Below are 13,792 nucleotides of genomic sequence, written 5' to 3'. Positions count from 1 at the left end.
CTCATCGTCGAATCCAACTGCCGCACCACAGCATCCAACGCACGCGTCGTCGACTCCGGCACCGAGAAACTTCGCGACAACCGCTCGGACGACACGCGCTCGGCCACGGCGTCGGCCCCGAGTGGATCGATGACCGTGGGTGTCTCGAAACCCGCGAACTTGTTCCGCCACACCATCTTCGAAGCGTCCGTGTCCTGATCGGAAAGCAATGCCAGATAGTTCCGATACGGCACCGGGGCGGCCATGCTTGCCCCGCGATACGCAAGCAGTATCTCCGCCAAGAGAATCGGCAGAGACCATCCATCGACAACAATGTGATGCATCGTGACGACGAAGCGATGTCGGCCGGGTGCCACTCGTACCAGGGAGGCCCGGAATGGGGGCTCCCGATCCAGATCACCGCAGGCGGCCCGATCCTCCCCCGCCAGTTCCCGTAACCGCGGCTCCCGCTCCGACTCCGGCACACCGACCATGTCCGCAAACCGCCACGGCACCTCGGGAACTCGCGACACAACCTGGACCGGCCGCGCGAACTGCCGGTAGACGAACCGCGCACTCAAGTGCGGATGCCGATGAACCACGGACCGCACCGCGGCACGAAAGCGGTCCACATCCAGCTCACCCGCGAGAATCAAATCCAACTGGGTGACATACAGATCCGCGCTGTCCTCGTACGCGACATGGAAGAGCAACCCTTCCTGAAGCGGAGCCAACGGCAGGATATCGGCGATATCGAACACCGACTCGAGCTCATCGATCTGCGATTGATCGAGCTCCCGCACCAGCAGATCAGCGGGAACCAGCGCGCTTCCCCCTGTCCGCGCGTATCGGCAAATCCCCCCGATCGCCTCGAGCCACAGTCGGGTGATGGACTCGATCTCGCTACGATCCAGCTTCGACGCCGCGTAGGTCATCGCGGCATGCAACTGGGGGCCTGCTCCGGTATCCACCATCGCGGCGTTGATCTCGATGGTGTGCAGCAACGCCATCTCCGGGGCCGCCGACAACTCCGAAGGCAACCGCGTCATGTGCCATGGGGTGGCGATTTCCGCCGAATGCGCGCCGTCACCCGTGCGACCGAGATAGTTGAACCCGACCTGCGGGTCGTCGACATTCAGCAGCGGTTCGTTTCGCACATAACGGAGCAAGCCGTACGTCACGCCGTCGGGTGTAACGCGCAGTTGTTGCTTCATATCCTTGATGACAGCACCCAGCGCTGCACCCGATCCCGTGACCTCATTCCAGCCGCACTTCGGAACACACAGCGACACAGGATATTTCGCCGTGAACCAGCCCACCGTCCGCGACAGATCCGCATCACCTCCGAATCGCTCCTCCCGGCCGTGCGACTCCACATCGATACCCACCGCGGACTCACATCCGGTGTGTTCGGCGAGCGCCAAAGCCAAAGCGGTCAGCAAGATCTCGTTCACACGCATACCCAGGCGAGCCGACGTGTCACCCAGCAGCGTCGCCGTCGTGTCGGCCTCGAGCGTAGCCACGTGGTGCTCGGCGGTGCGCACCACATCGACACCCGACTCAACCGGCGGCAAAATCGCAGGGGCCGAGGCGATTTCGCTCCACGCGGACAACTGAGCCGATACCTCATCCGAGAAGGCCGAGTCGTGCAGCCGCATCGACCATGTCCGGAACGACGTACCCGCCGAGGGCAGACGCACTTTCCGCCCGGAACGCAGCGCCTCCCAGGCCAGATTGAGGTCGTCACCGATAATCCGCCACGACACCACATCCACAGCCAGGTGATGAATGATCAACCCCAGTCTGCGCTCGACCGGCTCCCACACCGCCCGCAACACAGAACCACCGGCGATATCCAACATCCCGCGCGCGGCGATCAGATCCTCGACCGTGAACTCGGAAACCGTTGTCACACAATCCTGCGCACGCACCGAACCCGGCAACCCGACAGACAGCGACCAAGCACGCTCAAACTCGCCATGCCCATCGACCCGCAACCGCAACATCGGATGCGCATCCAACAACGCCTGCACAATCGCAAGCACATCCCGGAACCCCACACCCTCAGGACCGGTGAACATCAACGCCTGATTGAACTCACCAACCGGACCCCCAACACCCTCCAACCACGACACAATCGGCGTCGACAACACCCCACCCACTCCATCGTCGATCTCACCCACCGGTCCGGTGTGCCGAATCGCGACCCGCGCCACCGCGGCAACGGTCTTGTGGACCAGAATCTCCCGCGGCTTCACCAACACCCCGGCAGCACGGGCACGCGCCACCACCTGAATCGAAGAGATACTGTCGCCACCGATATTGAAGAACGAATCATCAACACCCACCCGCTCCAAACCCAACACCTGGCCGTATACCGCCGCCAGTACCTCCTCAACCGGCGTCGACGGCGCCCGATACCCCACACCCGCGTAGTCAGGTGCGGGCAGAGACCGCTTGTCCAACTTGCCATTCACCGTCAACGGCAAGCAGTCCAGGACCACCACCGCGGCGGGGACCATGTACTCCGGCAACCGCGTACGCACCGATTCCCGCACCACCGCGGGGTCAACTACACCGGTTACATACCCCACAAGCTGTCTACTGCCCGGCTGATCCTCGCGCACGACCACCACGGCCTGCTCGACCCCGGATACCGCGGACAACGCCGCACCGACCTCACCGAGCTCGATCCGGAAACCCCGAATCTTCACCTGATCATCACTACGACCCACATACTCCAACTCGCCCTCGGCATTCCACCGCACCAAATCACCCGTGCGATACATCCGAGAACCCGACAACCCGAACGGGCACGCCACAAACCGCGAGGCGGTCAGCCCCGGACGACGCAGATAACCGCGCGCCAAACCCCTTCCAGCGATATACAACTCGCCCACCACCCCGACCGGAACCTCGGACAAACCCGCATCCAAGACGAAGAACGCGAGATTGCTCAGCGGAACGCCGATCGGGCTGGCACCGCCGTTCGCATCCGCCTCATCGAGCTCGCGGAACGAGGCGTGCACCGTCGTCTCGGTCGTGCCGTACATATTGATCAACCGCGGTGCGTCCGAATACCGGCTCCACCATGAAGACAGCCGGTAGGGTTCCAGCGCCTCACCGGCAAAGACAACCGTGTCGAGCCGCAACAGTCGCCGGTCCGATTGCATCTCCTCGACCGCCTGCAGGGCATGGAACGCCGACGGCGTCTGACTCAATACCGTGACCTGCTCATCGACCAAGAGCGCGTGTAGATCCGTCGGCGATCGCACCACCGATTCCGGAACCACCACCAGCCGACCGCCATGCAGCAGCGCGCCCCACATCTCCCACACCGAGACGTCGAACGCGTAGGAATGGAACTGTGACCACACCTGCGGTGCCGCCGGGACAAACCCCGAACCGCGCACCGCCACGAACAACTGAGTCACGTTCTCATGCGTGACAGCGACACCCTTGGGAGTACCGGTCGTGCCGGATGTGTAGATGACGTATGCCAACGCCGAGGCCGGCGGAACCACCAGAGCCGTGTCGGATCGGCCGACAGGGGTATCGGATCGATCGGCCGGTACATGGTCGGCGACGTCGATCACGGCGAGGCAATGTCCGGTCACCCGGGACGCGTACTCATCGGTCGTGATCACCGCCCGCGGGGACGCGTCGGCGAGCATGAAACCGAGCCGCTCATGGGGATGACGCACATCGATCGGCAGGTACGCCGCCCCGGTCTGCAAAACCGCCACGATCGATATGACCGCCTCGGCCGATCGCGGTAGCAGCAGGGCAACAATGTCGCCGGCACCGATACCCCGCTCGATCAACACGCGCGCGAAGTATGAAGAGGCGTCATCGAGTTCGCGATAGGTCCACGACCGTCCTTCGAACACCATTGCCACCGCATCGGGCGTGCGCGTCACCTGCGCGGCGAATAGTGCCGGAATCGACACTGCCACAGTGTCTTCGGCCAGCGCGGCACGATTGGAGTAGCTCGCCAGCTGAGTCAGTTCCCGCTCATCGAACACCTCGATCGAGGACACCAGCCGCTCCGGGTCAGCGATGACCGCGACCAACACCCGCCGCAACCTGGCCACGAAATCAGCGAAGTCGCGGTTGTGGCAATACTCGAATGCGCTGGTCTGCCGAAGTGTTATATCGCCGGTGCCGTCGATAATCGCAAGACTGAAGGAATCTAGATCTCCGATATTCAGATAGTCGAATGTCCATTGCCCCCGCGCGCCAGTCAATGGCGGGAAACTCGGCATGACGTTGACAATCATGTCCAGCTTTGCGGACCCCAGGGTACGAACCGGGAATCGCTGATGGCGGGCACACTCCCGAATTCGATCGCTCACACCCTTGACGAATTCCGCGAAACCGAGATCGCTGTCCACGGTGATCCGCAAAGGTGCGACACCCGAGCACATTCCCGGAATGGCCTTCAATTCCGGAAGGGTCCTCCTGCCGACAGGTATACCCAGAATAATGTCGCGCCTACCCAGGTCGCGAGAAGAACACAAAGCCGACGAAGCAACCAGAATCGTGGTCCATCGCACACCGCATATCTCGGCAATGCGTTTGATGTCCTGAACAATCGATTCCGCCAACTTCATCGGCTGCGAATCGACGGGATCGGCGGGTGTCCGAATCGGTCGAGGAGTGGATGCATGGTCGGATTCCAGCAGTGCGAGTTCATTCAGCCAGAACTCGCGATCCCGGACGTACTCCTCCGATTTCTCGTACTCTTCTTCCAGACGAATCAAATCAGCGAGACCCAGGAAAGAACTCGGCGTCGGCTCGAGCCCCGCGAGGAATCGTTCATAGAGTTCGAATACTCGATATGTGAATATCGTGGCACCGAACCCGTCCAGAACAAGATGGTGCGAAGAAAAGAGAACGTATGTTTGATCGTCCCGCGTTCTGAAGTAGGCGAACCGATACAGCGGCCCAGCCAGCGGCATCGGCTTGTTCAACTCCGCATGAGCCAGTTCGAGCGCCTCGGCCTGCGGATTGTCGCTGAACCGAAGATCTACCAGCGGCCAACCCAGATCCTCGTCCACATCGCCCACCTGCTGACAGACGACACCATCCGATTCGAAGATGGATACACGCAGCGGATCCGACTCGAGCACCACCTGCCGAAGTGCACGATCCATCACCTGCGGGCTGAATTCGCCATCGACAATTACGAGCTGCCCGATAATCCATCCAGACCCCTCGCCTCCGACTATTTGTTGCCCCAGCCATACATCCAGCTGGGATCCGGTCAAGGGAAAAAGCTGAGATTGAATTGACATGTTAGACCCATAATCTACGCGGGACAGCACAATAGGCGGCAAGCCAGCAGCGCCCAGCAAGTCCTAATTCTTCATGACTGGCTACTCGACGAATAACCTGCGGTTTTCCTCAACCGTCGCCGAACACACCTCGGCTCATATAGATCCTCCCCAGCGGAGGCGTCAGCTCGACAGCAGCGATTCAAGGCGATGCTGCCGATGAATGCATCGCTTTTATGGACCAACCCAATGTTGATCCACGTACGCAATTCCATCCACCCTGGACAGGCCTTCGGCCTGAACGGTCCAGCCTTCCGGGACTGCCGAAAAATCGGGCCACAGCGAGTACTCGCCGAGATCATTACGGAGGACCTTGAAGATGCCATCTTCGTTATCGAACGGATTGGACACAATTTACCTTTCGAATTATTCGGATACGTGGGTTCAGGTCCCGACAACTCCCCGTCGATGGGACCGACCCAACCGCGAAAGACCATGGCACTGAGCCAATCGAATTTCGCTGCCCGAAGCAACTACCGTGAGGTTCTAACCGATACGCAGGACATCGAACCACCACAGATTGACCCATGCACAGGATCACCCCGCGCCGACCCGCTCCACAATGGTGAGTGCCGGTGCGTCGCTACATCGAGTCGTCGACTCGGCAATCGAACCGACTCATTGCCGCCATGGCGTCGGATAGCGCCGAACCAGGGCGAATGTTGTTGCCGCGGAGCTCAGTCCAGTCGAACTCAGGTCCGGGTCGCAAATATGGAACGTGCTGCGGGCACTCTACGATCGAGACACTCGCATGAACGGCTACTCAGCCTGCGCGGTCGCCCCGCGCGGTGTGTGTCGAACAACCACCCGCAACAGTTGATTTGAAATTACGGAACCCGCAAGCCCCGCCCCGGCGACAGTAACGTCGCAATCCATGTGGTCTCCCTTCCACCTGAGGAGAACTGTAACACGTTCTCGTTTCTCATGCTGGTCGAAGTCCACTGCGGCACAACAACTTCAGCTGAAGGATAGCGATACACTGCGCAATCCCAGCGTGGCTACGACCGGTCACAGCCGCCCGGCGCGTCATTCGACGTGGACCCGGGCGTACGCCGGGGCTGATTGCCCCGAATGCCCTGTGGCCCGGTCCTTCTCATGAAGGACCGGGCCACAGTCGTTGCTGCCGGATAATGGCTGTTCTTTTGTACCGCTCAGCCGAAACACGCTGTGCGGCAGCGTCAGACGGGTGTAACGGCTGTTGCGAGCCAGTGGCCGTCGTGCTTGACGAGCTCGACCCGCACGCGCGAGCTGGTGAGCGTGCCCTTGGGCAGGTCCGCACTGGTGGTCAGCTGGTTCGCGTAGACCAGCACGGTGGCGTGATCACGGGAGGCGTCGATCACGCCGGCCGCCTGCGAGGTGGCCTGTACGGTGATCCGCTTCTCCTTGGCGGCCGGGATCACCGATTTCGAGATCAGCGCCAGATAGGTGTTCCGGAAATCGCCGCTCAGATTGTCCGCGGCCTTGGGCAGTTCCTTGTCGACGGTGTTGTAGTCGTACGAGAACAACGACTCCACGGTGTGCTGCGCCGCGGCCACCGACTGGGCGCGCGCCTGCTCGCCCTGCCGGTCCGACCAGAACCGATATCCGGTCAACGAGGTCACGACAACGGCCGCGACGAAGAGCACGCCCGCGGCGGCGAACAGGATGGAACGCTTGTCGATCTTCTTCATGCCACGAACTCCAGTCCGGAGGCGGTCACGGTGTCGCCGTCCCGCTTGAGGGTGACCCGGAAGCGGTAGTCCTTCTGCTGCGGCTGATCGGTGCCCGCGTTCGACACGGTCTGCTGGGCCAGCACCAGGACGGTCGCCGAGTCGGCGTTATCGCTCTCGATCGCGGTCGCGAGCACCGTTCCGGTGGACTGCACCTTGATCTGCTCGAAGACCTTCTTGTACAGGTCCTTGTTCTGGGCGTACTCGGCCTTCAGCTCACCGGAGGCCACCGAGAGAATGCGGTCGATATCGGCGTCGACCGAACCGTCCTTCATCGTGGACAGATTGATGACGGCCTGCTTGGCGACCTGAACGTATTCCGCTCGCCGCTCCTGCAGCGCGTCGGCCCGATGCTGGTGGTAGAAGAACACACCGCCCGAGCCGATCAGCGCCAGGGTGGACACCAATGCGACCACCGCGGCCGCCCAGCCCAGCCGGTCGAGCGATCCGAAACGCTTGCGGGACTTGGGCTCGGCCTCGTCCTCGACATCCGATTCCGATGCCGCGGCGGCTGCGGGCCCCACGGTCTCGGTCTCGGCGATCGATTCCGCCGCTGCGGTCGCGTCCGACTTGGTCAGTGCGACGACCACGGCATCCTCGACCCGCGGCACTTCGACCGGCGCCGCCGCGGGCTCCGCGACGGCGGCCGGCTCATCGGCCTCGATCGGAGTTGATACCACGCTCGCGGCAGCCGCCGGTGCGGACGTGCGCACCTCGATGCCCGAGTGCTCGTCCTCGACGGGCGGACCCGCCTGTCGCAGAGCCCGCCGCCTGGGGCGGCCGCCGTTTGCTGTGGTATCGCTCATCGTTGTTGCTCCTCGAGCATTTCCTGCCAGGTTGACGGCACTGTACTGGACCCGTTGGCGTCGATATCCCCTCGCCGATAGGTGCGACCGTCAGGTCCGAGGAACGTGCCACTGCTCGGATCGTAATGACCTATGACGGCCGCCGGTTGGTTGCCCATCAGATTGCTGGTGGGCTTGCCGGTGTTGTCGATGGCGTTCGGCGCACCGAACGGCGGGTTATCACCCAGGGGGTAGTACCCGTTCGGATCGCGGCACAGCTCCGGGCTGGGAGCCCGCTTGCCCGGCACTTCCGCGCAGGGGGTGTTGCGGATACCGCGCACGGCTTCCTTGGCGTTCTGCGCCACCTTGCAGTACATATCGTCCGGGGTTTCGATCGGCGAGAGATCGGCCGGCGAGCGGCGCTGGTCCGCGGGCAGGAAGCCGGTGGTGCAGCCGGGCGGATCATTGAGCCCGAGCATGAAGTCCACCATGGCGCCGTAATCGGACGGCCCGCGAATGGCGGTGAGCAGCGCCGAGAGCAGCGGCGGGTAGACGACCAGAATCTGTTCCAGCCCAGCGTGATACGTGACGCCGACCTGTCCCACGCTGACCATGTTGGCGAGCAGGATCGGCAGCGTCGGCTTCAGGTCCTGGAAGGTCTGGTTCACCTTCTGCACGGCGGAGGGCGTGTGCTGCAACAGATTCCGCAGCGCCGGATCATGTTGGCGCAGTTGGTCGGTCAGCGTGGCCAGATCCTGGGTCCAGCTGCGGATGGAGTCCGCGGACTGGTTCTGGGTGTCCAGCAACGGGCCGATCTTGTCCAGCAGGTCCTTGGTCTGGTCGGTATTGGCCTTGGCCTCCTGCACCAGCAGTGACGCGGAGTCGATGAACCGCTGCAGATCCGGTCCCGCGCCGTTGAAGGCTACGAAGGCCGCGTTGATGACCTCGGCCAGTTTGGTGTCGGCCACGCTGGAGAGCAGCCGGTCGGCCTGGTTGAGCATATCGCCGACATCCTGCGGCAGCTTGCTTCGCTCCACCGGGATCACCGAACCGTCGTGCAGATTCCCGCCTTTGGGATCCTGGACCGGGACCAGATCGACGTACTGCTCGCCGATGGCGGAGACACTTTTGACGTAGGCGTCGACATCCGCCGGGATCTTGAAATCACTGTTGATGGAGAGTTTGGCGTCGACACCGTCCGGGGTCAGCGTGACCTCTTCGACCTTGCCGACATTGGTGCCTCGATAGGCCACATTGGCAGTCTGGTAGAGGCCGCCCGTGGCCGCCAATTTGACTGTGACGTCATACCTTCCGATACCGAACATGGCCGGGATCTTCACGTAGTTGCCGCCCATGACCGTCAGGCCGATCACCGTCAGGACCGAGAAGATGGCCAACTGCGCCTTGACGAACCTGGTGAGTTTCACTTGTCCGCACCCCCCTGCTGCGTATTGGGCACGGTGAGTCCCGGGATGGCGGGCAGGCCCGGAATCGGCGGCAGCCCAGCGATACTCGGTACCGGCGCGGTCGGCGGATTGATCGGATCCATCATTGGATCGCCCTTGCCGACAGCGGTCGGCGGCACCCCGGTGCCCAGGGTGGCCTGGGTGCCGCCGAGGCTGCCGCCCAGCGGTGTTCCCGTGAGGAAGTTCGAATCCAGCCGGGCCCCGGTGATATCCACCGTCATGAGCAGATTCATGTAGTCGCCCTTGATAACCCGGTCGATGTTCTTGATCGGGAAGGGGAAGGTCAGCAGCCATTGCAGCGAGTCGGCGAGCTTGCCGCCGGTATCGGCCAGGGTCTTGAGTACGGGCTGCAGATTGGCCAGATCGGCCTTCAGATTATCGCCGCCCTGATCGATGATGCGTTGCACGATATCGCTCAAACCACCGAGGGAGGTAATGGCTTTGGTGATGTTCTCGCGCCGATCGGCCAGCACCGTAAGCGCGGGATGGATATTGGTGATGGCGTTGGTGAGGTCGTCCTTCTGCCGGACGAGCGTTCCGCCGAGGCGGTCCAGCCCGCCCATCGCGGCGATGATGTCGCCGGTTTGCTGATCCAGGGTGGTGGTCAATTGGTTCAGCTGCGGCAACAGATCTCGGATGGCGTCAGTGCGGCCGTTGAAGGTGGCGTCGAGTTCCCGGGTGATGGTCTCCACCTGAGACATACCGCCGCCGTTGAGCACTACGGACAGCGAGGACAGCGTCTGTTCGGTAGTCGGGTACGCACCGGCCCGCTCCAGCGGAATGACGTCCCCGTCCTTCAGCGTTCCCTGTGCCGGTTGATCTTTCGGTACTGACAGTTCCAAATGATTACTGCCGAGCAGACTCGTCTGCCCGATTCTGGCGACGGCGTTGGCAGGCAGTTCCAGTCCCTTTTCGAGACCGACGGTCACCAGCGCATGCCAGCCCTCGACCTGGATATTGGTGACCGTACCGACGGATACGTCATTCACCTTGACAGGCGAATTACGGGTCAGCATGGTCACATTCGGCATCTGGATGCGCACTTGCCAGGAGCCGGCCCCAGTACCGATCGAATTGGGCATGGGCACCGAGTTCAGTCCGTCCCATTCGCAGCCACTCGCGCCGAGCAGCGCGACCAGCCCGACGGCGACACCGGCGAGACGAATGCGTCTGCGGCTCATCATCGTCCACCTCCGGGGATGGCCAGGTCGGTGAGGGACTTGGGCGCGGCGATCTGCTCGGGACCACCACCGGGCATCTGGTTGGCCAGATCCGGAGTGCTGTAGGTCAACTGGTTGGGGAAGGCGTTCTGCTGAGTCGCCGGGTTCACCAGCAGCGGCGGGTAATTCATCATCAGCGATTGAATGACCGGTGCCAGGTACTGCTTGCACAGGTCCGCGCTGTGGTCGGACTGGTTGTCCCCCTCGGCTTCGACCGCACCGCACAGGAAAGCGAACGGGTTAGCGAAGTTCGGCGCGACGACCGCACCGGTGAGGGTGCCCTGCGCGGGCTTGTACAGCTGGTAGAAATTCACCAGCGCGGTTGGACCGGAATGCATGATCTTCTCCAATTCCGGCCGCTTGTCGGCCAGAACTTGGGTGGCGTCGGCCAGTCGTTGCACGCTCTCGGTGAGCGCGCCGCCGCGGGAGTCCAGGAAGCGCTTCACATCGGTGACGGCACTGTCGAGGTTGTCCAGGCCGCTCCCGAGATCGTTGGAAACCCCGGCGAGTACGGAGGCCACCGAAGCCAACCGCCCACCGAACTGCACAATCTGATCATTGGACTTGGACAGCACATCGACGAACTGCTGCAGGTTACGAATGGTGCCGAATAGGTCGGTGCGACCGTCGGAGAGGGTGCCGATCGTGCTGGAGAGTTCCTTGAGCGTGTCCCGGAACGCCTGGGCATTGCCGTTTCCGAGATTCGCGTCCGCGGTGTCGATCACACGGCCGAACGAACCTTGCTTGTCCTCGCCGACCGGACCGAGCGCCTTCGAGAGCTTGGTCAGTTCGGCCTTGATGTCATCCCACTCCACCGGAATCGCGGTGCGCTCCAAAGGAATCGATGCACCGTCGCCCATTTTGGGCCCGCCCGTGTACGCGGGCGCGAGCTGGATGAACCGTGCCGACACGAGCGACGGCGAAATGATGACGGCCTTGGCGTCGGAAGGCAGATCGATACCCCGATCGACGGTCAGTTTCACCGTGGCCCGGTCCTTGCCTGGTTCGATCGAATCGATCCGGCCGATCTTCACTCCGAGCACCCGCACGTCGTCACCGGCGTAGAGACCCGTTGTCGACGGGAAGTACGCGGTGATGTGCTTCTTACCGATATCGGCGACCAATCCGTAGACCAGCCAACCGGCGAGTGCGACCACCGCCACTGCGGCGATGATCCGTGCCAGCCTGGGCACTCTGCGAATCGCGTTCATCGCGGCGGCTCCTGGATAGCGGGTCCGATTGACGGCGGTGCCGGGTTGAGGAACATGTTCTGCAGCGAGTCGGGGAGGTGATTCGGCCACACCATCGCGTCGACCAGAAGTTGCAAACCCTTACTCGTCGCGTTCGACACGTAGGCCTGGAAGTACGGACCACTGCCGACCTGCTCACCGAGCGCTGCCTCGAACGGCCCGAGCTCATCGAGCGCCTTGCCGATGTTGTCCTTGTTGTTCTGCAGCAACTGGAGCACCGAGTTCAGTTTGTCCAATGTCGGTTTCAGCTGCGCCTCATTGTCATTGACGAAGCCGGAAAGCTGCTTGGCCAACCCGTTGACGTAGACGATCAGCTGGCTCAGCGCCGTGCGACGGGCATCGAGCTCACCGAGCAGACTGTTGCCGTCCAACAGCAGGGCGTTGATCTGCCCCGCACGATCGCCGAGCACCTTCGTGACACTCTGTGCGTGCGAAAGCAATTCGGTGAGCGATTTATCGCGTGCGTTCAGGCTGCGCGACAGACCGGTGAGCCCGTCGAGCGCCGACCGCAGCGGGCCCGGGGTATCGGCGAACGCCTCGGACAGGGTGTCGAGGCTCTTGTTGAGCTGGTCGGTGTCGAGTCCCTGCACCGTGCTGGCCAGATCGCTGAGGGCGTCATTGAGCGAGTACGGAGAGATGGTGCGCTCGAGCGGGATCGACCCACCGGCACGGATCGTGCCGTCACCGGTCGGGGTCACCTCGAGCGACTTGCGACCGAGCATGGTGTTGGTCTTGATAGCGGCGGTTGTCTTGCCGCCCAGCACGATCGACTCGTTCAGGGAGAAGCGCACTCGCACTTTGGCGCCGTCCAACTTCACCTGTTCGACCTTGCCCGAACGCACGCCGGCGACCTGTACCGGATCTCCGGGCAGCAGACCACCCGCATCCGCGAAGTAGGCATTGAATTCGGCCCCGGACCGCATGAACGGCAACCGGTCCAGCTGCACGGTGGTCAAGCAGATCGCCACCACCAGCACGATGCCGACAATGCCCGCGTTGATAAGAGGAGAGCGTTGCTCTTTCATCAGTTGGCGCACCTTCCCGCGGTCTGCAGGCCGGGCAGTTTGACGAGCTGCTGCTTGCCGTCGGGTCCGTCTGTGAGGAAGTTCGTCCCACAGATGTACATATTGAGGAACGACCCGTACGAGCCGATGCGGATCAGCTTCTTGTAGGTCTCGGGCAGCAGGTTCATCACGTACTGCAGGTCGTCTTGGCGCTCATCCAGATTCTGCGAAAGCCGACCCAGATGTTCGATATCGCCCTTCAGGTCCGGGCGGGCCTCCTGCAGCAGCGAGGTGAGATCGCCGGTCACCCCGGCCAATCGGGGCAGCGCGTCACCGAGTGGATCTTTGTCTGCGGCCAGCCCGCTGACCAGACGTTGCAATTCGTTCAGCGTGGTCGCGAAGTCCGCGTCCTTCTGATCGATGGTCCCGAGCACGGTCTTCAGGTTCTCGATCACGCTGCCGATCAATGCATCCCGATCGGCGAGGGTCTTGGTGAAGGAGCCGCCGCTGTTCAGCAGCGAGACAAGCGTGCCGCCCTGCCCTTGGAACACCTGCAGCAGGGCTCCGGTCAGATCGTTCACCTGCTCCGGATTCAGGCCCCGCAGTAGCGGTTTGAATCCACCGAGCAGCATGTCCAGGTCGAGCGCGGGCTTGGTCTTGTCGACGCCGATGGTGGCGTTCTTCTTCAGCTCCTGCGCCGTGCCCGGTCCCTCCAGCAGCTCCATATAGCGGTCACCGACGAGGTTCTCGTATCGGATGGCCGCCTGGGTGCTCGCGTAAACGTGATACTGACGGTCGATGTCGAAGTCGACGTGGGCCATCCGGTCCTTGCCGACGGTCACCCGGCTGACCGAGCCAACCGGTACACCGGCGATGCGCACCTTCGCCCCGGGCAGGATCCCCGAGGAGCTGGTGAAGATGGCGTGATACCCGGTCGAGCGCGAGAAGCGCATCTCGCTGAAGATCACTCCAAGCCCGGCCAGGACCAGCACCATGACAAGCGCGAAGATCGAAAGCTTCACGGTGCTCGCGTGCGGTTTCAT

Annotated in this window: 9 protein-coding genes; all 9 read right to left on the bottom strand. The window is 62.6% G+C overall.

Annotation, left to right across the window (positions count from 1 at the left end; all coding sequences use genetic code 11):
- Positions 1-5,249 (bottom strand): amino acid adenylation domain-containing protein (locus AB0L82_RS20105; RefSeq protein WP_364637886.1); only part of this gene is annotated, 5,249 nt, incomplete at its 3' end.
- Between the two features lie 240 nt (positions 5,250-5,489).
- Positions 5,490-5,666, bottom strand: coding sequence for an MbtH family protein (locus AB0L82_RS20100; protein WP_364637884.1), 177 nt, complete (start codon positions 5,664-5,666; stop codon positions 5,490-5,492).
- An 827-nt stretch (positions 5,667-6,493) separates the two neighbouring features.
- Positions 6,494-6,985, bottom strand: coding sequence for a h domain protein (locus AB0L82_RS20095; protein WP_364637882.1), 492 nt, complete (start codon positions 6,983-6,985; stop codon positions 6,494-6,496).
- The gene (locus tag AB0L82_RS20090) at positions 6,982-7,830 is read right to left on the bottom strand and encodes a hypothetical protein (RefSeq protein ID WP_364637880.1); all 849 of its coding nucleotides are present in this window, start codon (positions 7,828-7,830) and stop codon (positions 6,982-6,984) included. Before AB0L82_RS20090 ends, AB0L82_RS20095 begins: the two co-directional genes overlap by 4 nt.
- Positions 7,827-9,236 carry an MlaD family protein gene (locus AB0L82_RS20085; protein WP_364637878.1) on the bottom strand — a complete coding sequence of 470 codons (1,410 nt, stop codon included), beginning with the start codon at positions 9,234-9,236 and terminating at the stop codon, positions 7,827-7,829. The genes AB0L82_RS20090 and AB0L82_RS20085 overlap by 4 nt, the downstream gene beginning before the upstream one ends.
- The gene (locus tag AB0L82_RS20080; RefSeq protein WP_364637876.1) at positions 9,233-10,459 is read right to left on the bottom strand and encodes an MCE family protein; all 1,227 of its coding nucleotides are present in this window, start codon (positions 10,457-10,459) and stop codon (positions 9,233-9,235) included. Before AB0L82_RS20080 ends, AB0L82_RS20085 begins: the two co-directional genes overlap by 4 nt.
- Complete coding sequence (locus tag AB0L82_RS20075) at positions 10,456-11,706, bottom strand: MCE family protein (RefSeq protein ID WP_364637874.1); 1,251 nt, start codon at positions 11,704-11,706, stop codon at positions 10,456-10,458. The genes AB0L82_RS20080 and AB0L82_RS20075 overlap by 4 nt, the downstream gene beginning before the upstream one ends.
- The gene (locus tag AB0L82_RS20070) at positions 11,703-12,770 is read right to left on the bottom strand and encodes an MCE family protein (RefSeq protein ID WP_364637872.1); all 1,068 of its coding nucleotides are present in this window, start codon (positions 12,768-12,770) and stop codon (positions 11,703-11,705) included. Before AB0L82_RS20070 ends, AB0L82_RS20075 begins: the two co-directional genes overlap by 4 nt.
- Entirely contained in the window at positions 12,770-13,792 is a 1,023-nt protein-coding gene (locus AB0L82_RS20065) for an MCE family protein (RefSeq protein ID WP_364638047.1), read from the bottom strand. Before AB0L82_RS20065 ends, AB0L82_RS20070 begins: the two co-directional genes overlap by 1 nt.

It is taken from the genome of Nocardia sp. NPDC052001 (assembly GCF_040680615.1).
GTDB lineage: Bacteria > Actinomycetota > Actinomycetes > Mycobacteriales > Mycobacteriaceae > Nocardia.
The sequence above is the reverse complement of the archived record's forward strand: the minus strand, read 5'-3'. Positions and strand labels throughout refer to the sequence as shown.

Excerpts from the sequence above, each read along its gene's own strand:
- AB0L82_RS20095 (WP_364637882.1), bottom strand. The coding sequence starts at position 6,985 with ATGAAGAAGATCGACAAGCGTTCCATCCTGTTCGCCGCCGCGGGCGTG.
- AB0L82_RS20090 (WP_364637880.1), bottom strand. The coding sequence starts at position 7,830 with ATGAGCGATACCACAGCAAACGGCGGCCGCCCCAGGCGGCGGGCTCTG.
- AB0L82_RS20080 (WP_364637876.1), bottom strand. The coding sequence starts at position 10,459 with ATGATGAGCCGCAGACGCATTCGTCTCGCCGGTGTCGCCGTCGGGCTG.
- AB0L82_RS20075 (WP_364637874.1), bottom strand. The coding sequence starts at position 11,706 with ATGAACGCGATTCGCAGAGTGCCCAGGCTGGCACGGATCATCGCCGCA.
- AB0L82_RS20070 (WP_364637872.1), bottom strand. The coding sequence starts at position 12,770 with ATGAAAGAGCAACGCTCTCCTCTTATCAACGCGGGCATTGTCGGCATC.
- AB0L82_RS20065 (WP_364638047.1), bottom strand. The coding sequence starts at position 13,792 with ATGAAACCGCACGCGAGCACCGTGAAGCTTTCGATCTTCGCGCTTGTC.